Source organism: Streptomyces sp. NPDC088350, assembly GCF_044753545.1.
GTDB lineage: Bacteria > Actinomycetota > Actinomycetes > Streptomycetales > Streptomycetaceae > Streptomyces.
The window spans coordinates 386308-412517 of sequence record NZ_JBIVNL010000002.1 but is presented as its reverse complement, the minus strand read 5'-3'; the positions used below and the strand labels follow the sequence as shown (position 1 = coordinate 412517).

General features: G+C 70.7%; 17 protein-coding genes. 13 read left to right on the top strand and 4 right to left on the bottom strand.

Features of this window, described 5'->3' with window-relative positions:
• Window positions 1-58: 58 nt before the first annotated feature.
• Both ACIQBL_RS07085 and ACIQBL_RS07080 read left to right on the top strand, forming a co-directional pair.
• Window positions 59-1324, top strand: coding sequence for a hypothetical protein (locus ACIQBL_RS07085; RefSeq protein WP_401937766.1), 1266 nt, complete (start codon window positions 59-61; stop codon window positions 1322-1324).
• Window positions 1321-1581 carry a hypothetical protein gene (locus tag ACIQBL_RS07080; RefSeq protein ID WP_401937765.1) on the top strand — a complete coding sequence of 87 codons (261 nt, stop codon included), beginning with the start codon at window positions 1321-1323 and terminating at the stop codon, window positions 1579-1581. The genes ACIQBL_RS07085 and ACIQBL_RS07080 overlap by 4 nt, the downstream gene beginning before the upstream one ends.
• Here the strand turns inward: ACIQBL_RS07080 and ACIQBL_RS07075 are convergent.
• A complete protein-coding gene (locus tag ACIQBL_RS07075) occupies window positions 1529-3985 on the bottom strand; it encodes a tetratricopeptide repeat protein (protein ID WP_401937762.1) in 2457 nt (818 codons plus the stop codon). The genes ACIQBL_RS07080 and ACIQBL_RS07075 overlap by 53 nt on opposite strands.
• A 298-nt stretch (window positions 3986-4283) precedes the next feature.
• Between ACIQBL_RS07075 and ACIQBL_RS07070 the strand changes: the two genes are divergently transcribed.
• The 4 genes from ACIQBL_RS07070 to ACIQBL_RS07055 all read left to right on the top strand — a co-directional run bounded on the left by ACIQBL_RS07070 (window position 4284) and on the right by ACIQBL_RS07055 (window position 11231).
• A complete protein-coding gene (locus ACIQBL_RS07070; RefSeq protein WP_401937759.1) occupies window positions 4284-7262 on the top strand; it encodes a BTAD domain-containing putative transcriptional regulator in 2979 nt (992 codons plus the stop codon).
• Window positions 7263-7433: 171 nt separating this feature from the next.
• Window positions 7434-7556 (top strand): hypothetical protein, encoded by a 123-nt coding sequence (locus tag ACIQBL_RS07065; RefSeq protein WP_401937757.1) that lies wholly within the window; start codon window positions 7434-7436, stop codon window positions 7554-7556.
• 84 nt (window positions 7557-7640) lie between these two features.
• The gene (locus tag ACIQBL_RS07060) at window positions 7641-8048 is read left to right on the top strand and encodes a hypothetical protein (RefSeq protein WP_401937754.1); all 408 of its coding nucleotides are present in this window, start codon (window positions 7641-7643) and stop codon (window positions 8046-8048) included.
• Window positions 8049-8141: 93 nt separating this feature from the next.
• Window positions 8142-11231 carry a beta-N-acetylglucosaminidase domain-containing protein gene (locus ACIQBL_RS07055; RefSeq protein ID WP_401937752.1) on the top strand — a complete coding sequence of 1030 codons (3090 nt, stop codon included), beginning with the start codon at window positions 8142-8144 and terminating at the stop codon, window positions 11229-11231.
• Between the two features lie 66 nt (window positions 11232-11297).
• Here ACIQBL_RS07055 and ACIQBL_RS07050 read toward each other — a convergent pair whose 3' ends face one another.
• A complete protein-coding gene (locus ACIQBL_RS07050) occupies window positions 11298-12062 on the bottom strand; it encodes a sugar isomerase domain-containing protein (RefSeq protein ID WP_401938907.1) in 765 nt (254 codons plus the stop codon).
• Window positions 12063-12195: 133 nt separating this feature from the next.
• On the opposite strand from ACIQBL_RS07050, the gene ACIQBL_RS07045 reads away from it, so the two are divergent.
• The 6 genes from ACIQBL_RS07045 to ACIQBL_RS07020 all read left to right on the top strand — a co-directional run bounded on the left by ACIQBL_RS07045 (window position 12196) and on the right by ACIQBL_RS07020 (window position 21456).
• A complete protein-coding gene (locus tag ACIQBL_RS07045) occupies window positions 12196-13080 on the top strand; it encodes a MurR/RpiR family transcriptional regulator (protein ID WP_401937749.1) in 885 nt (294 codons plus the stop codon).
• Between the two features lie 133 nt (window positions 13081-13213).
• Window positions 13214-17440 (top strand): NEW3 domain-containing protein, encoded by a 4227-nt coding sequence (locus tag ACIQBL_RS07040; protein ID WP_401937747.1) that lies wholly within the window; start codon window positions 13214-13216, stop codon window positions 17438-17440.
• Window positions 17437-18063, top strand: a complete 627-nt coding sequence (locus ACIQBL_RS07035; RefSeq protein ID WP_401937745.1) for a peptidyl-prolyl cis-trans isomerase — start codon at window positions 17437-17439, stop codon at window positions 18061-18063. The genes ACIQBL_RS07040 and ACIQBL_RS07035 overlap by 4 nt, the downstream gene beginning before the upstream one ends.
• A 128-nt stretch (window positions 18064-18191) precedes the next feature.
• The gene (locus ACIQBL_RS07030; RefSeq protein WP_401937742.1) at window positions 18192-19562 is read left to right on the top strand and encodes an extracellular solute-binding protein; all 1371 of its coding nucleotides are present in this window, start codon (window positions 18192-18194) and stop codon (window positions 19560-19562) included.
• A gap of 2 nt (window positions 19563-19564) precedes the next feature.
• The gene (locus tag ACIQBL_RS07025; protein WP_401937739.1) at window positions 19565-20578 is read left to right on the top strand and encodes a carbohydrate ABC transporter permease; all 1014 of its coding nucleotides are present in this window, start codon (window positions 19565-19567) and stop codon (window positions 20576-20578) included.
• Window positions 20575-21456 (top strand): carbohydrate ABC transporter permease, encoded by an 882-nt coding sequence (locus ACIQBL_RS07020; protein WP_401937737.1) that lies wholly within the window; start codon window positions 20575-20577, stop codon window positions 21454-21456. The genes ACIQBL_RS07025 and ACIQBL_RS07020 overlap by 4 nt, the downstream gene beginning before the upstream one ends.
• Here ACIQBL_RS07020 and ACIQBL_RS07015 read toward each other — a convergent pair.
• A complete protein-coding gene (locus ACIQBL_RS07015; RefSeq protein ID WP_401937735.1) occupies window positions 21446-23674 on the bottom strand; it encodes a glycoside hydrolase family 3 N-terminal domain-containing protein in 2229 nt (742 codons plus the stop codon). The two genes, ACIQBL_RS07020 and ACIQBL_RS07015, sit on opposite strands and share 11 nt — an antisense overlap.
• Window positions 23671-24921: an N-acetylglucosamine kinase gene (locus ACIQBL_RS07010; RefSeq protein WP_401937732.1), complete on the bottom strand. Its 1251-nt coding sequence runs from the start codon at window positions 24919-24921 to the stop codon at window positions 23671-23673. Before ACIQBL_RS07010 ends, ACIQBL_RS07015 begins: the two co-directional genes overlap by 4 nt.
• An 18-nt stretch (window positions 24922-24939) precedes the next feature.
• On the opposite strand from ACIQBL_RS07010, the gene ACIQBL_RS07005 reads away from it, so the two are divergent.
• The gene (locus ACIQBL_RS07005; protein WP_401938904.1) at window positions 24940-26208 is read left to right on the top strand and encodes a glycosyl hydrolase; all 1269 of its coding nucleotides are present in this window, start codon (window positions 24940-24942) and stop codon (window positions 26206-26208) included.
• Window positions 26209-26210: the final 2 nt, after the last annotated feature.

Sequence of the window (26210 nt, the reverse complement as noted above, 5' to 3'; positions counted from 1 at the left end):
GTCCTGTTGTCGGGGCACCTCCGAGCAGAGTGCTCGTCACACGACAACGGGGGTATCCATGAAAAGCGACATCGGTGCCGGGACAGCACCTGCCGCACCCACGAACGCGGCCGGCGTTTCGCAGTGGCTGACACTGCCGGGCTGCAAGCGGGTCCTGGTCGTCGTCCACACCGAGGTGTACGGCCAGCGGCTGCGGGACGTGCTGCCGCTGCTGGATTCGGACCTGCGGATCCAGGTCGACTTCACCATCGCGCCGCACGCGTTCAACGCGGGTGCGGCGCGCTCCGTGCCTTCGGCCCACGTCGGCCTCCTGCCCTGGGAGGAGGCCCTCTCCCGGCGCTACGACCTGGTGCTGGCCGCCGGGTCGCAGGGCGTGGAGGGGCTGCGCGGCCCGCTGCTCAGGCTGCCGCACGGCGCCGGACACATGAAGCTGTCGCGGCTCGCCGACGACCGTGATCCGGGGACGCCGCGGACGGTCGGCGGACTGGGCAGGCACTATCTGGTCAGGCACGGGAAGGTGGTACCCAGAGCGCTCGCCCTCGCGCACCGGGACGACCTGCTGACGCTGCGCAGGCACTGCCCGGAGGCGCTGCCCGTCGCCGAGGTCGTCGGCGACGCGACCTACGACCGTATGACGGCGAGTCTCCCGCTCCGCCGGCGCTGCCGTACGGCGCTGGGGCTGCGGGGCGGTCAGCGGCTGCTGGTGGTCTCGTCCACCTGGGGTTCCGGGTCCTCCTTCAACCGGCTCGACGCGCTGCTGCCCCGGCTCCTGTCGGAACTGCCGCCCGACGAGTACCGAGTCGCGGTGCTGGTGCATCCCAACGTCTGGTCCGGGCACGGCGACTGGCAGGTACGGTCCTGGATGTCGGCGGCCCACCGTCGGGGGATCGAGCTCGTCCCGCCGGATGCGGACTGGCGTTCCCTGCTCATCGCGGCGGACTGGGTGATCGGTGACCACGGTTCCGTGACGCTCTACGCCACCCTCACCCGGGCGGCGATCATCCTGGCGCGCTTTCCGGCCGAGGACGTCGATCCGGCCTCGCCGGGGGCCGAACTCGCGGTAGTGGCACCGGCGTTGTCGTCGTCGCACCCGCTGCCGGAGCAGTTGGCGTACGCCCGGGCCACCCGCCCGGCCGCCGAGTACACGAGGATATCGGCGCGCATCTCCTCCGAGCCGGGAAGGTTCGGCCGCAACACCCGCAGGCTGATGTACCGGGTGCTCGGGCTCGGTGAACCCGCCTACGAGCCGTCCCTGCCACCGCTGCCCCTCCCTCCGCAGCTGTGGGGCACGCGCCGCACGCACAAGGGTGGCATGTCCGCGTGAACGACCTGGTGATCGTCCGCCTGGACGGCGACGCGGACGAGAGCCGTCGTGAGTGCGCCGACGTGCTCTACTGCGTGCTCGCGCGCCCGGACGCCGACGCGTGGCTGCTGGCCGGGCAGGTGCTGGCGCGCTATCCGGGGTGCCTGCTGGTGCTGGTCCCCCGCGTGGGCGGTGGTTGGGCGGTGCGGGTCCGGCTGCCCGGATTCACGGAAGGCTCCGCAGCCGCTCTTCGAGGCGGTGCCGGTCCGGCCCGCTGAACGGCCCGTAGCGGGCGAGGGACTGTTCGTACCAGTCCCTCGCCCGCCCGATGTCGTCGCGTTCCGCTGCTCCCTCGCCGAGCATCTCCAGGACCCGTGCCTGCCAGGGAACGGATCCGGTCCCCTCGAACTCCGCGAGCGCTGCCAGCAGTTGACGCTCGGCACGCTCGTGGTCCGCTCCGTCGGCCAGGGCGTGCGCGCGTCCGAGGAAGGCCAGGGCGCGGGCGGCGTCGTGGGGATCGTCGGCGGCGAGCAGCTCTTCGCGGGCCCGGGCGAGCTGGGGCAACGCCTCTTCGGGCCGGCCTGCCGCGAGGGCGGTGTCCCCGAGGGCGAGGCGGGTCAGGGCGGCTCCGCGTCGGTGTCCGATCTCCTCGCGCAGTGTCAGGGCCGAGGTGAAACACTCCCGGGCTTCGGCGAGTCGGCCCGCCAGCCGGTGCGTCTGTCCCAGACCGTGCAGCGCCTGGGCCTCGGCACGGCGGGCGGCTGCGAGACCGCATCCCTCTCCCTGCGCGGCGAGGGAGGCCCCGTCCTCGCGGGCGGCGTCGAGCGCCTGGCGGAACCAGGCGGCGGCGTCCTCGTACCGGCCCACGTTGTACAGTCCCGTGCCGCCAGAGGTGAGCATGCGGCTGATCCCGTCCCGGTCCCCGTCGCGCCGAGCCGCCGCGAGACCGATCTCGTGGGCCTCGATCCACAGGTCGTAGGGCCGAAGACGGAGGCACAACGGCCAGAGCGCGTCGGCCAGTTGCCAGGCCGCCGCGTGCCGGCCGCGCTCCGCCGCGTCCCGTAGCACAGCCATGAGAGCCGCACGTTCGGCGTCGAGCCAGCGCAGCGCACCCGCGGCGTCGGTGAACGGAGGCGGTCCGGGCGGCCGGGAGTAGTCCCGGCGCAGCGTGCGATGACTGGGAGTCAGCAGGAGCTCCGCGGCGGTGGCGGCGGCCAGATGGAAGTCCACGGCCGCCCGCACGGCCCGCTCGACACCCTCGGCCGTCTCCTCCGCCGCGGCGCGTTCCCGCGCGTGGGCCCGGAGCAGATCATGGAAGCGGTAGCGGCCGAGCCCGGTACGCGGGTCGGGTCCGAGGTCCTCGATGAGGTTCACCTCGGCCAGTTCGTCGAGCACTCGATCCGCTTCGTCCGGTGTCGTCTCGCACACGGCCGCGGCGAGGGGCGGGGTGATCACCGGCACCGGGAGCACACTCAACCGCCGGTACGCGGAGGCCAGTTCGGGTGCGAGAAGGCGGTACGACTCCTGCAGCGCCGCGCGTACGGCCGACTCGCCTCCCACGCGCAACGCGTTCAGCGCGCCGTCCTCACCCCCGCTCAGCGCACGCGCCATGACCGCGAGGGGTTGTCGTGGCCGGGCCGCGACCCGGGCGCCGGCCACGCACACGGCCAGCGGCAGTCCCGCGCAGGCCTCCGCCATGGCCAGCGCGGCCTCCGGCTCCCGGCCGACCCGGTCCGCGCCGACCCGCCGGGTGAGCAACTCGACGGCGTCTGTGGTGCCCAGGACATCCAACGGCAGGAAGGCCGCGCCTTCGAGACCCAGCACGCTCAGCCGATTCCGGCTGGTCACGGCGGTCAGAGCCGACCGCGATCCCGGCAGCAGCGGGCGAACCTGCGCCGCGCTGAGAGCGTTGTCGAGAAGCAGGGCGATCCGCGCCTGCGCTGTGACCGAACGCCACAGTGCCGCCTGCTCGTTGAGCTCCGCCGGAATGCGCTCGTGCCCGAAGGACCTCAGCAGTTCCGTGAGCAGTTCACCGGGCCTCGCGGGGCCGTCGGCGGAGTGGCCGCGCAGATCGGCGTACAACTGCCCGTCGGGAAAGGACTCCGTCCTGCCGAGGAGCCAGCGGCGGGCCAGCGTGGTCTTCCCTATGCCCGCCGGTCCGCTGATGACGGCGATCACAGAGCCGTCGCCGGAAGTCGCCGTCAGTCGGTCCAGCGCGGCCAGTTCGTCGTGCCGGTTGATGAAGTGGCCGGGTACGGGAGGGAGTTGGCGTGGCACGGCGGGTGCCGAGACGCCCGAGGGATCTCGCGCGGGATGGAAGTGGATCCCGCCAATGACGTCACGGGCCTGGACCACGGGTCCGGTGATACGGGCAGAGGTCCCGATGGTGTTCATGACCTCGGCACCGCCCGGGGGATCGACAACCTTGACGATCCCGGCGCACCACAGCCGCAGCCCCTCGGCCAGCCACGGCCGACTCGCCGCCTCGCGTGCCAGCAGTTCGGCCAGTTCGCGGACATCGCCGCCCACACGGGAACCCTCCCCGATCCAGTAGCGCATCGCGACGGCGAGCGCGGCGGACGGCACCGGACGGACGAGGTCTGCGAGCGCCTGCCGCGCTTCGGGCCGTAGCGCGGCCATTGTCAGGGCAGCTCGCAGTTCCACGGCCGTCGCCTGATCCATTCGCCGCATTCCCCCCTGCGCCCCGGTGCCCGACGTCCCACCTCCTACCCAACGGAGGCACTCAGCAGACCGAACCGATTCCCCATGCGATCGAGTCAGTCAAGAATGAGCCAATATGCTATTGAAGTAGGTTTCATATTTGAACACTTATTGACCGCATGCGACTCTTAACCATTCCAGAGCACGGGTCGGCCGTCGGACGGGGGCACCGGTGGACTTGGAGATTCGCTTACTGGGACCGGTCGAACTGCGCGGAACCCATCGCGTCGATGCGCTCGGCTCGGTCAAAGAGCGTCTTGTGATCGCCGCCTTGGGAGTTGATGCGGGGCGACCGGTTTCGCTGGACACCCTGATCCGCCGACTGTGGGACGACAACCCGCCCGCCCAGCCGCGCGTCAGCCTGCACTCGTACATCGCGAGAATCCGCCGCCGGCTGCGCGCACTGGACTGCGGCGAACTTCTGGTCCAGCAAGCTCATGCGTACACCCTGGACATACGCCCCGAACAGGTGGACTGCCACCGATTCCATCAGCTGACCGCAACAGCCCGTTCCTTGAGCGACAGCGGCGACGACCAGGAAGCGCTCCGGGTTCTGCGGGACGCGGACGAACTCCGGCGCGGCGAGCCGCTCACCGGCTTGCCGGGGCTCTGGGCCGAGCGCACCCGGAGCGTCCTTGAGGAGCGGCAGTTGTCCGCCCAGCTGATCCGTATCGCCATCGAACTGCGCGGCGGTCACTTCGCCGAGGTCGTCCCCGACCTCGCCACCCTGCTGGAAGAACATCCCACCGACGAACTCCTGGCGGGCCAGCTCATGACGGCCACCTACGGCTGCGGCCGACAGGCCGACGCCCTGCGCGTGTACGACACCGTCCGCCGACGCCTGCTGGAAGACCTGGGCGCCGATCCGGGCGAGACCCTCACCCGACTGCACGGACTCATCCTGAACGGAGCACCGGTCCACAGCCTCCCACCCCGCACCGAACCCGTCGTGACCGGTCCGCAGACCCTGCCGAGTCATGCGGAACTGGTGGGCCGGGAAGCGGAGTTGGCGGTGATCGTACACAACGCCGTACCCCTGTCGACGGCTTCGCCCGCCACCCGTACGGTCATCGCGCTGCAGACCGTCTCCGGAATGGCCGGGGTCGGCAAATCGACAATCGCCCTGCACGCGGCCAGACGTCTCGCCCCCTTCTTCCCCGAAGGCGCCGCCTACCTCGACCTCCAGGCTCATTCACCGGGCCAGGAACCCCTCGCCCCCGAGGCCGCGCTCACCTCACTGATCCGGGCTTTCGGCGTCCCCGCGGCGGACCTGCCGCACGACATGGACGGGCTCGTGAGCCTGTGGCGCAGCCTGCTCAGCAACCGTCGTGCGGTGGTCGTCCTCGATGACGCGGCCGGACCGCAACAACTGCGCCCGTTGCTCCCAGGCGCCTCTCCCTCACTGATCATCGTCACCAGCCGCCGTCGACTGACCGGGCTCCCCGGCATCCGGTCGATCCAACTCGACGTCCTCCCTCCGAAGGACGCCGTCGCCCTCTTCCGCAGCGTGGCCGGCGGGGACCGCACCCTCCAGTCCGGCGAAGTCGCGGACATTGTCCGCCTTGCCGGATATCTGCCGCTGGCCATCGAGTTGGCGGCCGGGCGCCTGGCGTCCCGCCCGTCCTGGACGACCGCCCACCTCCTGCGCAGGCTCACGCACGGACAGGGTCGGCTCAAGGAAATCCGGGACGGTGCGCGCGGGGAGATCGGCATGGCGTTCGACATTTCGTATCGGGCACTCACGAGCGAGCAACAAACAGTCTTCCGATTTCTCGGACTGCGCTTCGGCCCCGATGTCGACACCTTTGGGATCGCGGCACTCACCGGCCTTCCGCAGGACACCGCGGAAGACGCCCTGGAATCGCTGATGGACGTACACCTGATCCAGGAACCCGTGCCGGAGCGTTACACGCTCCACGATCTTCTCGGCGAATATTCACGCGCCCTGGCCATGGCCGAGGAAACGGACTCCGCACGCGACGAGGCCATCAGTCGTGTGATCGATTTCTATCTACAGGCATCGGACGTCGCGGACCGGATGATCTATCCACGAAGCCTCCGCACGGACCGTCCGCCTCCCCCCGCACGACACTCGCTCCCGCCCTGGGACGACCCTCTGGCGGCCCGCCGCTGGCTGCTGGCAGAGCGTGCCGCCCTGATCACGGCCGAGCGTCACTGCCGGACGACCGGACGCCTCCATGAGGCAGGTGTGCTCGCAGGCGCGTTGGCCGCCTTCCTCGACGACGAGGGGTACTCGGCCGACGCACAACGTATGCACGCGTCCGCCGTGCAGCATTGGCACACGGTCGGGGAACGGCAGTCGGAGGTGCACGCGCTGATCGATCTGGGCAACGCGCTGTCCCACTGCGGACGCTACGACGAGGCCCTCACCGCCCTCGGGCAGGCGCACCGGGCCGCCGCCGACCTCGACGACGCAGAGGCCGGCGCCGAAGCCCTCCACCAACTCGGCGTCCTGCACTGGAACACCGGGCAACTGACAGAGGCGCTGGAGTTCCAGCTCAGAACCCTGCGCCTGCGCACCGCTTCGGGCGACATCTGGCAGATTTCCCGGTCGCGAAATAATCTGGGGATCACCTATCTGTATCTGGGCAGATTCCAGGAGTCTCAGGAAAATTTCGACCTGGCGCTCACCGGCTTCCGAAGGTCGGCGGACATGCGCGAATACGCGCACGTATTGAACAACCTCTCCGATCTTCACCTCCATATGGGGAGTACCGATTCCGCCCGGAAATTACTCCAAGAAGCGCTCGCGACCCTCAAGGAGTCAGGGAATCCTTCGGAGCGCGCCATCACTCAGGTGAATTTGGCCAACACAATGGCTTCTCCCCGTGAACTGGTCGCCATGCTGGATCTCTACCAGCAGTCCCTGACCACATTTCGGCGGCTCGGCGATCGCCGCAACGCCTCCGAGACGCTGCACGCGATGGGGACCGCTCTACACGCCGCGGGCCGGTTCAGCGAGGCCGCCGCCCGTCACGAGCACGCTCTGGAACTGGCAAGAAGCGTGGGAGCCGCCCACGAGGAGGCCCAGGCGCTCCATTCACTCGGACTCGCCGAACACCGGCTCGGGCAAGACCGTTCGGCCGCCGCGCACATCACCCACGCCATCGAGGTCGCCGACCGCATCGGCGCGGCACGCGAGGCCGCGCAGGCACGGGAGAGCCTGACCGCCGTGCACAACGCGGGGGAGAAAGCGCGTTCCACGGAGACGGAGTGAGCGGATTGGCGTGCCACCTCACGCGGAGCCCAGTATCAGGTCCGAGGCCCGGTGAATACCCCTGCGAAAGAAACCGCGCGCGGAGTTGCTTCGCGGGCTGTCGTCCCTGTAGAAATCACTCGTGGCACGCGCCACAATCACCAACGAGTGATTCGGGAGAACCACCCACCAATGCCGATACGCACGACCGCGAAGGCCCTCCGGCGCCACCTGGTCCTCAAGCTCGCCGGCCTCTCCGCTTTCACCATCGGGATAGCCATCTGTATCCCCAGCGTCCAGAATTACCTCAGCTGATTCGGTGGGTGCGGTGACGGAAAGGTTTCTCCCGCTGCCGCACCCTCGCAGACACCCCGCCGTCCCGGAAAGGGGAACGCCCTCATGGACCCTGTCTCGGTCGCCCTCCTCGCAGCCCTCGCCGGAGGCCTCGGCGGTGAAGCCGGCCAGCAGGCCTGGCAAGGGCTCGTCGCGTTGGTCCGGCGCCCCTTCCGGCACGCCGAAGAGGTGAGTTCCGGCGAACCTGAGCTCACCGCGCTCACCCGGGCCCCGGACGACTCCGCCCGGGCGCACTCCCTGAGCACCGCGCTGGCCGTCAGGGCCGCGCTCGACGCCGACTTCCGACAGGCCCTGGAGGAGTGGCGGCAGCTCGCCAAGAGGGTCGCCGAGCAGACGGGCGGGATCAACAACCGCATCGAGGGCGGCAGTTACCAGGGGCCCGTCATCCAGGGCCGCGACATCTCCGGCAACACCTTCACCAACCCTCCGCTCCCGCCCACTCCTCCTGCGTAGCACGAGAGCCCCGACGCACCATTGAATGATGCATTCACCGTCCCTAGCATCCCTCGGTGATTTCATTTACTCTGGGCGCCAGAAGGGGAACCCGTGTCTCCAGCCACCCGCCTCACCGCCGCGCTACTGCTGACTGCAGGTCTCACCATCCCGTCACTCTCCACGACGGCGACAGCCGCATCAGCCGTGTCGGCACACACCCAGGTGTGGCCGACGCCCAAGTCCCTGCACCCGAGGCCCGGTCAACTCACCGTCCCTGAGCGGGTGGTGGAGGTGGTGGGCGCCGGGACCGACCCCTCCGCCCGGCACCTCGTCGAGACCGTCCTGCACGAGGCCGGAGCCGACCTGATCACCACGGTCAGCCCCGGTGACCCCCCTCCCGCACCGGCCGCCCTCACGGTCTACGTCGGCGGTCCGTCCGAAAACACCGCCACAGCACGGGTGTTGAAGAGCCTGGGTGCCTCGTCCCCGGCCGGTCTGCCCTCCGGCGGCTACGCCCTCGCCTCCGGCCGCACGGACGGCCGAGCCGTCGTCGCCCTCTCCGGCGTCGACACCACCGGCACCTTCTACGCGGCCCAGACCCTGCGCCAGCTCGTCACCGGATCCCGGCTCCCCCAAGTGACCGTACGGGACTGGCCGACCGCCGCCCTGCGCGGAGTCGTCGAGGGCTTCTACGGCACTCCGTGGACCCACGCCGAGCGGCTGGACCAGCTTGATTTCTACGGCCGTACGAAGCAGAACGTCTACGTCTACTCGCCCAAGGACGACGACTACCTCCGGGCCCGCTGGCGGGACGAGTATCCGGCCGCCGAACTGGCCCAGTTGAAGGAACTCGTCGACCGGGCCCACGCGGATCACGTCCGCTTCACCTACGCCCTGTCCCCGGGGCTGTCGGTCTGCTACTCCTCCGCCGCCGACGTCAAGGCCCTCACCGACAAGTTCGCGTCGCTGTACGCCATCGGGGTGCGCTCCTTCGCGATCCCGCTGGACGACATCAGTTACACCAAGTGGAACTGCGCCGCCGACGGAGAGGAGTTCGGCACCGGCGGCGGCGCGGCGGGTGCGGCCCAGGCCCACCTGCTCAACCGGGTGTGGCGGACGTTCTCCGCCGCCCACGCGGACCTCCAGCCGCTGGAGATGGTCCCCACCGAGTACTCCGACCTCGCCGACTCGCCCTACAAGACGGCGTTGCGGGAGCGGCTCGACCCGGCGGTGGTCGTGGAGTGGACCGGCGCCGGCGTCATCGCGCCGACGATCACGGCCGACCAGGTGGCGCGGGCCCGCACGGTCTACGGCCACCCGATCCTGGTCTGGGACAACTACCCGGTCAACGACTACGTCACCAGCCGTCTCCTGCTCGGCCCCTACACCGGCCGCGAGCCCGGCGTGGCGTCGGCCGCGACCGGAGTGACCGCCAACCCGATGATCCAGGGCGAGGCGAGCCGGATCGCCCTGTTCACCTCGGCCGCCTACCTGTGGAACCCGGAGGACTACGACCCACGGGCCGCCTTCCTGGCCTCCGTCCGCGATCTCGCCGGGCCGGGCGCCGCCAAGTGGCTGCGGATCTTCGCCGAGAACAACTACTCCTCACAGCTCGACGCGACCGAATCCCCCACGCTCACCACGCTCATCGCCGCCTTCCGCACCGCCTACGGACAGAACGGCGGCCTCGACCGCGCCGCCGACGCCCTCACCTCCTACTTCACCGACATGGCCGCCACTCCGGGCCAGTTGCGCGCCCGTCTCCGCAACTCCGGTTTCCTGCGGGAGACTTCGGCCTGGCTGGACAAGCTCGGCGCCTACGGCACCGCCGGCACAACGGCCGTGGACCTGCTGCTCGCCAACAAGCGGGGCGACACCACCGCCGTCACCACGTACTGGAACCGGCTCAGGGACGAGCGCAAGGCGCTGGACGCGATACCCCAGCAGGTCTCGCCCGGTGTCATGGACCAGTTCCTCTACACGACGATGCTGGAGAACGCGCCCGACCCCGGCGTCGACGCCTCCTTCGCCCCCGCGTCGGTCACCCTGAAGCCCGGCGCGTCCGAGACGGTCGCCCTCGCCCTGTCCGACAAGAAGTCCACCACCGCCCGCACGGTCGCCTGGAAGCTCGACGTACCCGACGGTGTCACCGCCTCGCCCGCCGAGGGCACCGCGACCGTACCGGCCGGGGGCAGCGCCTCGGCCACCGTCACGCTGACCGCGGGCACCGAGGGTGTCCACTCCGTCGTGGTGTCGGGTACGGGCATCCTCGACCGGGCGCTACCGGTCCGGGTCACCGACGGCAGCGGTACGTCCCGGGCGCTGACCGCCAACTTCAGTGGCGCGTCGGTCAGTTCGATCGACCTCTCCTCCGGGAGGAGCACCGGGATCACCGTCGGCGACAACCCGGGCGAAGTGGTCGTGAGCGCGGACGGACGCACCGCCTACGCCGCGAATCAGGGCTCCGACACCGTCAGCGTGATCGATGTGGCGAAGGGCACGGTCACCGCCACGGTCGCCGTGGGCAAGGTCCCCGCCGGTCTCGCGCTCACCCCGGACGGCGGCACGCTGTGGGTCGCGAACTACACGGACGGGACCGTGCAGCCCGTGGACACCTCAAGTCTCACGGCGGGCACGCCCGTTCCCGTCGGTTCCGGGCCGGAGAACATGGCGGTCACACCCGACGGCGGGACACTGTACGTGGCCGACATCCACGACGACACGGTCACCCCGGTCGATCTCACCGACAGGACGGCCAAGGCGGCCATCCCCGTCGGGCCCAGCCCCTTCAACGTCGTCGCCGCACCCGACGGCAGGACCGTGTACGTGTCCAACTCCGGTGGTTCCACGGTCACTCCGATCGACACGGCCACCAACGACACCGAGCCGACCTTCCTGGTCTCCGGCCAGGCCTACGGCCTCGCGCTGTCCCCGGACGGCCGGACCCTGTGGGTCAGCCCCAGCAACGGTGACACCGTCACCCCGGTCGACACGGTCACCGGCGCCCCGGGCACGAGGGTGACGGTCGGGAAGTCGGCCTTCGACGTGGCCCTGGACTGGAACGGCGGCACGGCGTACGTCACCACCGCCGACGGCAACGCCCTGGTGCCGGTCGACACCGCGTCCGACACCACGGGCACCCCCTTGACGACCGGTGCCTATCCGCTCGCGGTCGCACTCACTCCCGTACCGGTGGAGTGACGAGAACGAGCGGCCGGGGCCCCGTTCCGGGGGTCCCGGCCGCTCGTCCCCCACCTCCGCGAGGCGTCAGCTCGCCGTACGCCGAATCCGCCCCTCGTACCGCTTCTCCAGCTCCAGGTTCCCCTCGAACCCGCCCGGCACATTGGCCGAGACGTACACCGGCGGGCGCTCCCCCGAGGCGAGCAGCTGGGCCGCCGCCGCCGCGACCGACAGCTGTACGAGCATCGCGCCGGTGAGAGTGGACAGGGCGCATACAGCGCCCCCGGCGGGGAGTTCGAGGAGGGCGTCGCCCCGCGGGGCCGCGTTGTCGAGGACGACGTCGGCGAGGTCGGCGAGCTTCTTGCCGCTGGGGTGGCCGGCGGGGACCGCGCGGGTGTGGGCGAGCGAGGTGATGGCCAGGAGGCGGTGGCCGCGTTCCTTCACGCGCAGGGCCATCTCGACGATCACCTTGTTCACACCGGAGTTGGAGATGACGACGAAGAGGTCCTGGGGGCGCGGGGCGGCCAAGTCGTACAGCCGGTCGGCGACACCGGCCCGGCGTTCCAGCAGCGGGTCGTCGAGGACGCTCGGCGCGTCACCGCCGTAGAGGACGAGGTCGGCGATGCTCAAGCGGTTGGTGGGCACCAAACCCCCGGCGCGGCCCGCGAGTTCGAGGACCATGGCCTGGGAGTGGCCGGTGCCGAAGGCCTGGATGACGCCGTCCGTGCGGACGCAGTCCGCGATCAGTTCGGCGGCGCGGGACACGGTCTCGCGGCTGGACTCGGTGATGTGCTGGAGGACGGCCAGGCTCTCGCGCGCGAAGGTCTCGGCGCTTACGGATTCGGCGGACACGGACTCGGCGGACACGCGATACTCCCCACCGGTGGATCAAACCACCTATTCTTTCCCGATCAATGAATCAATAAATCACACGCGGTCCTGGTATTCAATCGATGGCCTGTGGGGTGGCTGATACCTTCTCCACATGCCCCCGACAGACGTCACCACCCTCATCCGCACGGAGCTGCCCCGGCTGGCCGGCTCGCTGCGGAAGGTCGGCGAGCTGATCCTGGAGGATCCGGCCGCCGTCACCCACTGTTCGGCCGCCGAGCTGGGCCGCCGGACCGGCACCTCGCAGGCGACGGTGACCCGGTTCTGCCGGGCGGTCGGCCTCGACTCGTACCAGCATCTGCTGATCGAACTGGCCCAGGAGCGCGGGCGCGGCGAGGTCTCCGACTGGGGTACCGCCGAGATCGGCCCGGACATCTCCCCGGACGACGATCTGGAGCGAGTCGTGCAGGTCGTGGGCAGTGCGGACCTCCGCGCGGTGCAGCAGACGATCGACCGGATCGACCTCGACGCGGTGGAGCGCGCGGCCACCGCCGCCGCCCGCGCCCGGCGGATCGACGTCTACGGCATCGGCGGCAGCGGGGCGGTCGCCCAGGAGACCGAGACCCGCCTGTTCCGCATCGGCTGCGCGGTGCGCGGCTGGACCGAGGTGCACGCCGCCGCCACCTCCGCCGCCCTGCTCACCCCGGCGGACGTCGCCATCGGAATCTCGCACTCGGGTTCGACCCGCGAGACCATCGAGCCGTTCGAACTCGCCAAGGAACGCGGCGCCACCACGATCGCCCTGACCTCCGACCCGCGCTCCGCGCTGGCCCGCGCCGCCGACATCCGGCTCATCTCCTCGTCCTCCGCGACCAGTTTCCCCACCGGCATCATCGGCGCCCGCCACTCGGTCCTGGTCCTCATCGACTGCCTCTACGTCCGCATCGCGCAGCTCTCCTACCAGCGCGCGAGCGCCTCCCTGGCCCTCACCGACCACATCGCCGGGGAGCACACGGTGAAGGCCCGCAGGGGTCGGTGATCCGAGCCGAGACCCAGCCGTGATCTCGGCCGAGTCTGCATGGATGAACCACCGAAGTTACGCGGGGATGGTTGTTTGAATCATCTTCGCGGTGTCAGGATGGGCGCTCCGCCGAGCCTCTGGTAGGAGACCCATGCGTGTCACCGCTGCCCAGTCGACCGAGCTGTTCGTCGGCACCGCCGAGCATCCGCTCCAGGTGGTGACCGCCGAGATCGCCCATGTCCCCGGCCGGCCGGTCCGCCTCACGGTCGAGGGCCCCGGCCTGCGCGGCACCGCGGAGACGGTCGTGGGCGGGGACGGCACCGCGCGTGCCGAGATACCCGTGACCTGCGACCTCGCGCCCGGCGAGCAGTGCGCGATCGAGGTGACGGCGGCCGACGGCGACCAACTGGCCGGCCTCACCGCCGAGTTCACGGCCGCCGAACCCGGCTGGACGATGTTCATGGTCAGCCACTTCCACTACGACCCCGTCTGGTGGAACACCCAGGGCGCCTACACCGAGACCTGGGACGTCGCCGACGACCCCGCCTCCACCGGCCTCCCCGCCCGCACCTTCGACTCCCGCGGCCAGTCCGGCATGAGCCTCGTCCGGGCCCACTGCGACCTGGCCCGCCGCGACCCGGCGTACACCTTCGTGCTGGCCGAGGTCGACTACCTCAAGCCGTACTGGGACGCCTTCCCCGAGGAACGCGCCTTCCTGCGCGAGCTGATCCGCACCGGCCGGGTCGAGATCATGGGCGGCACCTACAACGAGCCGAACACCAACCTCACCGGCGCCGAGGCCACCGTACGCAACGCGCTTTACGGGGACGGCTTTCAGCGCGGCATCCTGGGTGCCTCGCCCGAAACCGCCTGGCAGTTGGACGCGTTCGGGCACGATCCGCAGTTCCCCGGGCTGATGGCGGACGCGGGAGTGTCCTCCAGTTCGTGGGCGCGCGGGCCGTTCCACCAGTGGGGGCCGACGCTGTCGGTGTTCGGCGAGGAGCCGCGCGATCCCCAACGCATGCAGTTCCCGGCCGAGTTCAGCTGGATCGCCCCCTCCGGGCGCGGACTCCTCACCGCCTACATGGTCAACCACTACGGCGCCGGCTGGGCGATCGACAACGCGCCCACCCTCCCCGAGGCCGAGGCCGCCGCCCTCAAGCTGTTCCGGGGACTCAAGAAGGTCGCGCTCACCCGCAACGTGCTGCTGCCGGTCGGCGGCGACTACGCGCCGCCGTGCCGCTGGGTGATGGACATCCACCGCGACTGGAACGCCCGTTACGTCTGGCCGCGCTTCGTCAGCGCGATCCCCCGCGACTTCTTCGCCGCCGTCCGCGCCGAGTTGGCCGAGGAGGGCCGCAAGGCGTCCCCGCAGACCCGGGACATGAACCCGATCTACACCGGCAAGGACGTCTCCTACATCGACACCAAACAGGCCCAGCGCTACGGCGAGACGCTCCTCGCCGACGCGGAGGCCTGGGCGACCCTCGCCTCCCTCGTCGCCCAACACCCCTACCCGGACGCGGCGTTGGACAAGGCCTGGCGGCAGCTGATCTACGGCGCCCACCACGACGCCATCACCGGCTCCGAGTCGGACCAGGTGTACATCGACCTGATGACCGGCTGGCGCGAGCTGTACGACCTGGCCGAGGCGGTGCACGCCGACGCCACCGACGCGATCGCCGCCAAGGTCGCCCGACTACCAGGGGCGACCGAGGACTTGGTCGTGTTCAACGCGGCGACCTGGGAACGCAGGGACGTACTGACCGTCGCCGACCCCGGCCTGGTCCCCCTCGACGACACCGGTCTGCCCCTGCCCGCCGTACGCGAGGGCGACCAACTCCACGTCGTCGTACCGGAGGTCCCCGGCATGGGCCTCAAGACCCTCCCCCTCTCCGAGGGTTCGGTACCCGAGTGGACACCCGGCGAAGGCCTCACCGTCCGCAACGAGTTCTACGAGGTGACGGTCGACCCCGCGCGCGGCGGCGGCGTCAGCGGCCTGCGCGAACTGGCCGCAGGCGGAAGGGAGTTGCTGCGCCCCGGAGACATCGGCAACGAACTCGTCGTACAGGAGGAGTACGCCAGGCACCCGCGCTTCGGCGAGGGCCCCTGGCATCTCACGCCCACCGGAACGACCGCCGCACGCAGCCGCGATGTCACCGCCGACATCGATGTCGAGCACTCCCCCGCCGGTTCACGGATCACCGTCACCGCCGACCTCGGACTGTTCCGCTACACCCAGCGGCTGACCCTGTGGACCGGCGTGCCGCGCCTCGACGTGACGACCACGATCGACGGCTACGACGGCGCCGACCGGCTGATCCGGGTGCGCTGGCCGTCCGACGTGACCGGCGGACTGCCCGTGCACGAGGTGGCGGACGCCGTGATCGGGCGCGGGTTCGGGTTCGTGGAGGTGGACAGCGAGCGGTTCCCGTGGACGCTCGACAACCCGGCGAACACCTGGTTCGGGCTCGGGTCCACCGCGCGGGTCGCCGTACAGGACGAGTCGGGGCGGTTGCTCGGCCACCGGTCGATCGGCGTCGCGGAACTCGTCTACGCCGACTGGGACGAGGCCGGTGAACTCGGTGCCCCGCTCGCGGCGGCCCTCGTCCGCGCCGGGGTCACCGCGACCTCGACGATCGCCGGCGGCCCGCGCTACGGCGACCTCGAAGTCGACTCCAACCTCCCGGACTTCCGGATCGCCGTGGGCGCTCCCGAGCGCAACTCCGTGGTCGCCGAGGCCCTCGGCTGGGACCCGGCCGCCGGACGTGAACTGCGCCGCCAACTGGCCGAGCGGGGTGTCGCGACGGTCTGGGTCGCGCCGCGTGCCGGGCTGCGCGAGGAGTGGGTGCCCGGGGCCGACCTGCGCGACCTCGAACGGCTGCCGCTGCTCGTGGTGGCGGGCGCCCGCCCCGAGGACGACGCCAAGGCGGTCGACGCCCTGATCGACGACCTCGACGACGCGGTCGTCACGGCCACGGCGGCGGGCGGCTGCGAGGCCCTGCCTCCCGGTGACGCCTGGGACGGCCGCAGCTTCGCCGTCCTCAACCGGGGCACGCCCGGCTGTGTCGTCACCTCCTCCGGCGACCTCTGCATGTCCCTCATGCGCTCCTGCACCGGCTGGCCCTCCGGCATCTGGGTCGACCCGCCCCGCCGCACGGCACCCGACGGCTCCGCCTTCCAACTCCAGCGCTGGACACACGAGTTCGCGTACGCCGTGGTCGCGGGCGCCGGCGACTGGCGCGAGGCCCGCCTGCCCCAGGCCGGACATGAGTTCAACCACCCCTTCACGGCACGCGTGCGGACATCCGCCCAACAGGGCGTCCTGCCACGGAAATTCGCCCTGCTGGGCCTCGAACCGGCCGGCGAGGTCGTCCTCGACGCCCTCAAGCCGCTCGGCTCCCCGCTCGCCCGGGGCAGCGCGGTACCCGTCGACCCGGGGCGCGGAGTCGTCGTCCGGATGCACGAGGTGAACGGTCGGCCCGTGCGGGCCCGGATACGCGGCCCGCACGACTGGACCGAGGGCGCCCGCGCGAACGTACTGGAGGCACCCGGCGAGCGGTTGGCACCGGAGCGGGACGGCGGGCTCGGCGTCGACCTGACCGGATTCGAGGTCGCGACGGTACTGGCGACCACCGCTGTCGAGACCTCAACCGGGCCCGGAATCGCGGCACATGAGCCCGCGCAACCCGTCCACACCCGCTACTGGCTGCACAACTCCGGCCCCGCGCCACGCGGGAACATGCCGGTGTCCGTATACCTCTCCCCCGGCACCCTCACCGCCTCCGGCCCCGTCACCGCGACCGTCCGGGTCGGCTCGGAACTCACCGACGCGCCGGTGTCGGGCACGGTGACCTTCCACGTCCCGCCCGGCTGGCGGGCCGAACCCGCCGAACTGCCGTACGCGCTGGGGCCGGGCGGGTTCACGATGGCCGAGGTGACCGTGACACCACCGCCGGAACCGGCGCCCGGCCGGCACTGGCTCGCGGCCCGGTTGTCGTACGGCGGGCAGACGTACGAGGACACCGTGGCCCTGGATGTGCTGGAGGGGCAGCACGGGCCAACGCTCGTGTCGCGTCTGGGAGTTGACCGGATCACCGTACGAGCGGGTGAGCGCGCCCGCGTCCCCGTGACCGTCCGCAACACCACCCGGGGACCCGTCAACGGCACCCTGTGGGCCGTCTCCTCGTGGGGCACCTGGGCCGGGGTCACGCCGGGCTGCCAGGGGTTCACGGTGCCCGGAGGCGCGGAGGAGGAGTGCGTCATCGAGGTGGACGGTTCGGCGGTACCGCCGGGGTCTTACTGGCTCCTGGTGAAGGTCGCCTGGAACGGGTGCGTCGCCTACACGGAGGCGGTCGCGCTGGAGGTGACGCCGTGACGGAGCACGCGGCCGTGGTACGCGGCAAGGCCGTGGCGAAGCGGCGGGTGGACGCACTGCTGGCGGCCGTACCGGCGCGGGACCGGGAGACCGGGCCCGAGGCGCTCGCGCGGGCCGAACGACAGCGGCGGCGTTGGGCGACCCAGGTGGTGGTCATCGACGAACTCGCCCAACACGCCTGCCTGGAAAGGGGGTTGGCGCCACCGGAAGAGGTGTCGCCGGACCGGGTGCTCGCCGTCGCCGAGACCGATGTCGCGGATCTCGGCAGCATCGTCGCGGCGGCCCTCGCGCACTCCCCGGCCGCCCGGCTGCTGCTGGCCGAGCTGGAGGGCGAGCAGGAGGTCGCGGAGGCCGCCGTACGGGACTACTACGACCGCAACCGGGACCGTTTCCTCACAACGGAGGCGCTTCGGCGCGGTGTCGACCCGTTCGGCGGGGCGACATCGGAGGACTTCCTGGCGTACGGGCAGGTCCGCGAGGGTGTCGCGCGTGAGCTGCGCAGGGCTGCGGGGCGGCGGGCGTTCTTCGGCTGGTTGGACCAGGCCAAGGCCGGAGTGGTGTACACCGCCGGCCACGAGCACCCCGGCGATCCGGCGCACCCGGACCACGAACACCGGCACTGATCTCGCCCGGAACCTAAAAGCAACACGAGAACCATTGACCTCCGATGAATTCTGGTCCACCTTTTCATCAATCGGAGTCGAAGTTGGTTAATTGAACCAGCTGTTGGCTGGTGCTCAGGAGGGCAGCGATGCGCAGAGGAAGACTGACCGGATCGATGGTGGGGATCATCGTCCTGACCCTGACGGCCGCCGGCTGCGGGCTGTCCGGCGGTTCGGGCGACAGCGACTCCACGGCGGGCGGCTGCAAGGTCGACAAGGGCAACGTGGGGTCCGGGAAGCTCTCCGGCGAGGTGAAGGGCAACATCACCTTCCAGACCACCAACTTGAAGAAGGACTTCGGGAGTTTCTTCAACGGGGTCATCAAGTCCTTCGAGAAGGCCTATCCCGGTACGTCGGTGAAGTGGATCGACGATCCGGGCGACAACACGTTCACCCAGCGCAATGTCGCCGACGCCCAGGCGTGCACGCTGCCGGACGTCATCAACCTCAACGCGGAGACGGCGACGGCCCTCACGAAGGCGGGATATCTGCTCAACCTCGGCGTCAAGGACCCCTCGGCCAGCAAGCCGTTCGTCCCCGCCTTCTGGAAGTCCAGCACCTTCAAGGACAGTTCGGGCTCCGCGCTGCACACCGTGCTTCCCTGGTACACCGGCGGCATCGTCCTGACGTACAACACCGACCTGTTGAAGAAGGCCGGCATCGACCCGGCGAAGCCGCCGACGACGATCTTCGGGCTGTTCGCCGACTACGAGAAGATCGCCAAGTCGGCCAAGGGCAAGTACTTCGCGACGATGGCCAACCCCATCTGGCGCATCCCGGCGGACTTCGACCAGATGAACATCAAGACCCTCTCCAGCGACGGCAAGTCGGCCGTGTTCGCGGACGATCCGCGCACCACGCAGTGGGTCGCGTGGATGGCGAAGCTGTACAAGGAGGGCGCGATGCCGAAGGACTCGCTGTCCTCCAGCAACGACCCGTCCACGCCGTACACGCAGGGCAAGGTCGCCTACGGTTCGACGAACCCGAGCTATGTGCGGTTCGTGAAGCAGAACAGCCCCTCGATCTACGCCAAGACGGCGGTCGGGCAGCAGCCGTTCGACGCGCTCGGCCACACCACGGGCGCCCCGCAGTACATCTCGGTCGCCGCGACCAGCAAACACGCCCCCGTGGCACTGGCGTTCGCGGAGTACCTCACCAACGCCGAGAACCAGACGGCCTGGTGCAAGGACCCGGACGTGGTGATCTTCCCGACGACCACCACCTCGCTCAACGACCCGTTCTTCCAACAGGTGAGCGGCACCGACCAGTTCGCGCAGGCCCGCAAGCTGGTCGCCGACCAGCTCAAGACGACCACGGCGTACCAGACCAACCTCTCGCCGGCCGTGCAGAACGCGATCGTGTCCCAGGTGCAGTTGGCGATGCAGGGCAAGAAGAGCGCGGCGCAGGCCGTCAAGGACGCCCAGGCGAAGGCCAACGAGCTGCTGAAGCAGGCTGGTTGACGGTGGCGACGCAGACCGCGAAGCCGGTGACCGTGCCCGGTGCGGAGGCCGTCGTCTCCGCACCGGGCACGTCCCGCATACGCAAGTTCGCCCGGGCCGTCCTCCCCGGTCCCGCCCCCGGCGCCAACGGGGCCGCGCTGTACCGCCGTTGGTGGCTGCCCTGGCTGTGGACCGCACCCGCGATCGTCTGCGCGGCGGTGTTCGGGGTGTTCCCGTTCCTCAACACGCTGCTGCTGTCGTTCACGGACGCCAAGCCGCTCGGCGGCGCCGCGAGTTTCGTCGGGCTCTCCAACTACACCCGGATGCTGGACGATGCGGACTTCTGGCTGGCGACCCGCAACAGCGTCCTGTACGCGATCATCGTCGTCCCGCTGATGGTGCTGCTGCCGCTGCTGCTCGCCGTCCTGGTGGAGAAGAACCTGCCCGGCATCGGCTTCTTCCGCTCGGCCTTCTACACACCGGTACTCGCCTCCAGCGTGGTCGTCGGCCTGAGCTGGCAGTGGCTGCTCGCGGACGACGGTCTGGTCAACACCTGGCTGGAGAAGGCCCACTTGATCCGGTCGGCCATCCCCTTCCTCTCCGACTCGTGGCTGATCCTGCTCTCCGCGATGGGCCTGACCCTGTGGAAGGGCCTCGGCTGGTACATGGTCTTCTACCTCGCCGCCCTCGGGAACGTGCCCAAGGAACTGCACGAGGCCGCCTCCATGGACGGCGCCGGTGCCGCCCGCCGCTTCTGGCACATCACCGTGCCCGGCGTACGGCAGGCGATGATGCTGGTCGGCACCCTCACCGGCATCGGTTCGCTGCGCGTGTTCACCGAGATCTACATGCTCGGCAGCTCCACCGGCGGCCCCGGCGGCGCCGACCGCACCCTGCCCTTCTACATCCGGGACGTCGGCCTGGACCCCATCACCGGAAACGCCGGTTACGGCTCGGCGGTGAGTGTGGCGCTGTTCGTCCTGACGCTGGGCCTGACCCTGCTGGCGCAGCGCCTGACGAAGGAGGACGAGTCATGACGACCGCAGTAGCCCCCAAGTCCCGTCGTCTGACACCCCGTTGGCGGGACTACGGCCGCCCTCGCGAACTCCTCGTCCGCTACCTGCTGTTGCTCCTCGTCCTGGGCCTCACCGTCGGCCCACTGATCTGGCAGTTCCTGGCCTCCCTGAAGGGCACCGGCGAGGACGTCTTCGGCGCGAACGCCTCCCTGCTGCCCCACCACCCGACCCTGCACGCGTACCGCGAGGTCTTCAGCCAGGTACCGGTGGCGACGTACATCAAGAACAGCCTGATCGTCGTACTCCTGTCGGTCGGCAGCCAGTTGCTGTTCTCCACCACCGCCGGCTACATGCTCTCCAAGCCCGCCTGGAAGGGCCGCAGAGCGGTGTGGATCCTCCTCGTCGCCTCGATGATGTTCCCCTTCGAGTCGATCATGGTGTCGCTGTTCCTGAGCATCCGCGACCTCGGCCTGGTCGACAACGTGGTGGGCGTGTGGCTGCCCGGTTTCGTCGGCGCGATCAACGTCCTCTTGATGCGCGGCGCGTTCCTGGCCGTACCGCGCGAGATCGAGGACTCGGGGATGCTGGACGGCGCGAGCGAGTGGCAGCGCTTCCGCTACCTCTATCTCCCGTCCGCGTGGGGCGCGATCCTCGTGGTCACCATCAACACCTTCATCAGCGCCTGGGACGACTTCCTGTGGCCGCTGATCGTGCTGCGCTCCGAGGACCACATGACGCTGACGCTGGGCCTGTCGCGGTTGCAGAGTTCGTCGTTCGGCTACGACCAGCGCGTGGTGATGGCCGGTTCGGTGATCTCCGTGATCCCGGTCCTTGTGCTGTTCGTCATCACCCAACGCTGGTTCTACAAGGGCGTCTCGGCGGGAGCCGTCAAGCTCTGAGCCGTACGACGACGGGTTCGACGGCGAGCGCGGCCCGCGCGGACTGAGCGACACGAACCTCCACGGCACCGACCTGGTCCTCGACGAACTGGTCGGTGCCGAGGGTGATTTCGACCCTGCGGCACTCCCCCGGCGCCAACTCGACGCCCTGGAACGCGTGCAGTTCGAGCGTGCGCGGCCAGACCGGGGTGAGCTGTCGGCGGACGTACAGCTGGACGACCGAACGCCCGTGCCGCTTCCCGGTGTTGGTGACCTCGACCTCGACGGTGTCCCCCGACAGGCAAGGCGTGCCGTACGCGAAGCTCGTGTACGACAGTCCGTGCCCGAAGGAGTGGAGCGGCTCGGCGTCGGCGTCCACGTAGCCGCCGTACTCGATGTCCTTGTGGTTGTAGTGGACGGGGAGTTGGGCGACCGAACGGGGCACGGAGACGGGCAGGCGGCCGATCGGTTCGGCCAGGCCGAGCAGTACCTCGGCGATGGCCTCGCCGCCCCACGGGCCGGGGTACCAGGCGGTGAGCAGGGCGCCCGCCCGCTCGGGGACGACATGCGGGCGGCCCTGGATCAGGACGACCGCCGTGGGGGTGCCGGTCGCGGTGACCGCGTCGAGAAGGGCGTGCTGGGCACGGCCGAGGCCCAGGCCCGCGAGGTCGACGCCCTCGCCGCAGGTCATCTCCGAAACGGCCTTCCGCGCGGCCCCGTTGGCGTCGAAGTCCGTGTCGGGGGTACGGGCGCTGCTGCCGCCCAGCACCAGGACGGCCAGGTCGGAGGCGGCGGCTGCGGCGACCGCCTCGGGGATGCCGGAGAGGTCGTCGCCGGTGAGGGCGCAGCCGTGGGCGTGGCGGATGTCGGTGCCGGGCGGGGCGAGCCGCCGTAGGCCGTCGAGGACGCTGACACCGGAGAGCCGAGGTGCCGTGTAGTCGCCCAACTGGTGGGCGGTGGTGGCGGATTGGGGCCCTATGACCGCGATACGGGAGGCGGTCGGCGGGACGGGCAGGACACCGCCGTCGTTGTGGAGCAGGGTGACCGCGGCTCGGGCGAGGGCCGTGCTCAGCTCTCTGCCCTGCTGCGGGGACGGGAACTCGCCTGTGCTGTAGGGCCGTTCGAAGAGACCGAGGCGGAACTTCAGGCGGAGCACGCGGGCCACGGCGGTGTCGAGGGTCTCCTCGGTCACCAGTCCCCGTTCGACCGCCTCCTCCAGGTGGGTGAAGCCCTCGTCCCAGAGGCTGAGGTCGACACCGGCGTTGAGGGCGAGGGCGCCCGCCGAGACCTTGTCGCCGGTGATGCGGGCCAGCCGGTCCACGGCGAGGCCGTCGGCCATGACCAGGCCCTCGAAACCCCAGTCGTCGCGCAGGAGTTGGGTGAGCAGGGCGCGGTTGCCGGAGCAGGGCAGGCCGTCGACCTCGTTGTACGCGGACATGAGGGCGGCGGCCCCGGCGCGGACTCCGGCGCGGGCGGCGGGGAGGTGGATCTCGTGGAGTTCACGGAGGCCGAGTTCGGACTCGGCGGAGTTGCGTCCGCCGACCGTGGCGCCCTGTCCGGCGAAGTGCTTGAGGACGACGGGGGCCCTGTCCGGAGCGAACCCGGCTGCCGTGTCGCCCTGCATACCTCTGACCAGCGCCTCGGTGAGGCGGGCGGCAAGGTGCGGGTCCTCGCCGAAGCACTCCTCCGTGCGGCCCCAGCGCGGGTCGCGGGCGATGTCCAGGGCGGAGACGAGGGCCACATGGCCGCCACGGGAACGGAGTTCGGCGGCGGCGTGGGCGGCGGCCCGCTCGTACAGGCCGGGGTCCCAAGTCGCCCCGACGGCCAGGTTGACCGGGAGGACCGTGCCGTCCAGCGCCATGTGGCCGTGCGGCACCTCCTCGACGAACAGCGCCGGGATGCCGAGCCGGCTGCTCCCGATCACATGGCGTTGCACCAACTCGGCGAGGGCGGCGCTGTCTTGGGCGCCGGGTCCGTTGGTGTGGTCGACGCCGGACCAGGCGTCGGCGCGGAACAGGCCGTAGAGCGCGCCGAGTCCGGCGAAGCGGGCGGTCTCGGCGCGGAGGGCGTCGGTGAGTTCGTAGCCCTGGGGAGTGCGACGGTAGGCGTCCCAGCCGTACATCCGCTGGTTGAGCTGGCCGACCTTCTCGCGCGGGGTCATACGGGCGAGAAGATCCGAAACCCGTTGGTCCACAGGGGCGTTGGGGTCGCGGTAGAGGGGGGTGGTGGTGTCGGTCATCGGGGGTCACCGCCGTGGGCGAGCCGGGCGAGGGCGACCGCACCGCGGCAGCCGTCCGGTACCCAGTCGAGGGTCAGGCCGAGGGTGTGGAGGCGGGCGGTGAGGGGGGCCGTCAGCGGGCCCTCGGGGCCGAGCAGTCCGCCGGTGGCGACGATCCGCTCGCCGGGGACCGGTTCCAACGCCCTTACGGTGTCGGTCAGTTGATCTGCCGCCTCGTCGAGGATCCGTTCCGCCACGGCGTCCTTCTCCCGGGCGGCCTCCACCACCAGCGGGGCGAAGCGGGCGAGGCGGATGGGAAGTTCGGCCATCACGGCGGGGAGCACGTGCATGCGGTAGGCCTCGCGGCGGGCGCGGGACCAGTCGGCGTCGGCGGGCGGTGGCTCACGCCGATCGTGGGAACCGCCGCCCGGCAGCGGCTCGCGGGGATCGTTGGACCCGCCGGCCGGCAGTGGCTCGCGCCGGTCGTGCGAACCACCCCCCGGGAGCGGCTCGCGGCGATCCAGGGAACCGCCGCCCAGCCGTACCTCGCGGGGATCGTGGGACCCGCCGGCCAGCGGTTCCTCGCGCCGGTCGCGGGAACCGCCGGTCGACAATCCCTCGCGCCGATCACCCGAGCCGCCCCCCGGCAGCACCTCGTCCGGCACCCCCAGCGCCCGCCCGACCGAGACGGCCAGTGCCGTCCCCTGTCCCCTGCCGTCCGCCATGCGCAGCGCCGCCCGTACCGCGCTCCGGCCGATCCAGAAGCCGCTGCCGTCGTCGCCGAGGAGCCAGCCGTCGCCGTCCACGGTGGCCGTGGAGCGGCGGTCGGTGATGCGCAGGGCGACCGCGCCGGTGCCGGCGACCAGGGCGAGGCCGTCGGCGGGGGTGCCGGGGGCGGAGGCGAAGGCCGCTTCGATGTCGCTGCAGATACGGACCCGGTGAACCGGGATTCCGAGGCGTTCCAGCGCCGCCGTGAGGGCGGTGCGGGCGTTGACGTGTCCCGGCTCCTCGCTGGAGGCCGCCGTGGCGCCCGCGAAGCCGCCGGCCACGGCGACCACACGGGCGCGCGCCCACTCGGGCACCGTCAGCGCGAGCGCCTCCGCCAGGTGGTCGGTGAGGCGCGGCACCGGGACGGTCAGGGCGTTGCCGGGCCCGGCGGCGCCCTCGCCGAGGGAACGCCCGTCCTCGGCCGCGGCGAGGACGGCACGGGTACGGGTGCCTCCGGCGTCGAGGCCCACCACGAATTCCTGGTTCAAATCATTGCTCATCACTGACTATGGTGGTTGATACATTCGCCCAGAACAAGAGCGAGCAGGGCAAGAGACAAGACCGAACCTGGGGAGGATCCCATTCCTACGCTCCGCTTCGGCGTCAACTACACGCCGCGCCGCGGCTGGTTCCACTCCTGGCACGACTTCGACCCGGCGCACGCCCGCGAGGATCTGGCCCAGATAGCCGGGCTCGGCCTGGACCACGTCCGGATCTTCCCTCTCTGGCCGCTGCTCCAGCCCAACCGCACCTTCATCCGCAGGACCGCCGTGGACCAGCTGGTGCACCTGGTCGACCTGGCGGGCGAGGCGGGCCTCGACGTCCTCGTGGACGGCGTCCAGGGCCATCTGTCGAGCTTCGACTTCTACCCGGAGTGGACCCGCAGCTGGCACCACCGCAACGTGTTCACCGACCCGGAGGCGATCGCGGCGCAGGCAGAGCTGATGCGCACGCTGGGCCGCGCCCTCGCCGACCGCCCGAACCTGATCGGCCTCCAACTCGGCAACGAGCTCAACAACTTGGTGGAGCACAACCCGGTGACGGCGGGCGAGGTCGACCACTATCTCGACACCCTGCTGGCCGCCGCCCGCGAGCATCTTCCGCCGGACCGCCTGGTCACGCACTCCGCGTACGACGCCGCCTGGTACGGCGACGACCACCCGTTCACCCCGGAGGCCTCGGCCCGCAAGGGCGATCTGACCACCGTGCACCCGTGGGTGTTCTCGGGCGACTGCGCCCGACGTTACGGCCCGCGCTCCCCTCAGGTGCTGCATCTCGCCGAGTACGGAACGGAGTTGGCCAAGGCGTACGCCACCGACCCGGCCCGTCCCGTCTGGGTCCAGGAGACCGGTGCGCCCGAGCCGCACATCCCGGCGGCCGACGCCCCGGAGTTCGCGCGCGCGACCGTGCGGAACGCGGCGGAGTGCGCGGGCCTGTGGGGCGTGACCTGGTGGTGCTCGCACGACGTGGACCGCTCGCTCGCCGACTACCCGGAACTCGAGTACACGCTGGGCCTGTTCGACTCGGCGGGCCGCCCCAAGCCGATCGCCGAGGCCTTCGCCGAGGCGATCGCGGAACCGCACACCGTCCAACTCCGCGACACGGCCCTGGTGTTGGACTGCACACCGGCCACCCGGTCGGTGTCCGGGCCGGGCGGCGCGTACTTCGAGGAGTGGATGCGGCTGCGCTCGACGGGCGTCCGCCCGGCGGTGGTCCTCGCCGAACGGGCCGAGGACCAGGCGTACTTGGCGGCGCGGGGCATCAAGGAAGTCGTACAGCTGCCATGACG

Bases quoted from the DNA above. Each gene is read 5' to 3' on its own strand.
- ACIQBL_RS07015 (WP_401937735.1), bottom strand. From the start codon at position 23,674: ATGACCGACACCACCACCCCCCTCTACCGCGACCCCAACGCCCCTGTG.
- ACIQBL_RS07065 (WP_401937757.1), top strand. From the start codon at position 7,434: ATGCCGATACGCACGACCGCGAAGGCCCTCCGGCGCCACCTGGTCCTC.
- ACIQBL_RS07020 (WP_401937737.1), top strand. From the start codon at position 20,575: ATGACGACCGCAGTAGCCCCCAAGTCCCGTCGTCTGACACCCCGTTGG.
- ACIQBL_RS07030 (WP_401937742.1), top strand. From the start codon at position 18,192: ATGCGCAGAGGAAGACTGACCGGATCGATGGTGGGGATCATCGTCCTG.
- ACIQBL_RS07010 (WP_401937732.1), bottom strand. From the start codon at position 24,921: ATGAGCAATGATTTGAACCAGGAATTCGTGGTGGGCCTCGACGCCGGA.
- ACIQBL_RS07085 (WP_401937766.1), top strand. From the start codon at position 59: ATGAAAAGCGACATCGGTGCCGGGACAGCACCTGCCGCACCCACGAAC.
- ACIQBL_RS07075 (WP_401937762.1), bottom strand. From the start codon at position 3,985: ATGGATCAGGCGACGGCCGTGGAACTGCGAGCTGCCCTGACAATGGCC.
- ACIQBL_RS07060 (WP_401937754.1), top strand. From the start codon at position 7,641: ATGGACCCTGTCTCGGTCGCCCTCCTCGCAGCCCTCGCCGGAGGCCTC.
- ACIQBL_RS07045 (WP_401937749.1), top strand. From the start codon at position 12,196: ATGCCCCCGACAGACGTCACCACCCTCATCCGCACGGAGCTGCCCCGG.
- ACIQBL_RS07040 (WP_401937747.1), top strand. From the start codon at position 13,214: ATGCGTGTCACCGCTGCCCAGTCGACCGAGCTGTTCGTCGGCACCGCC.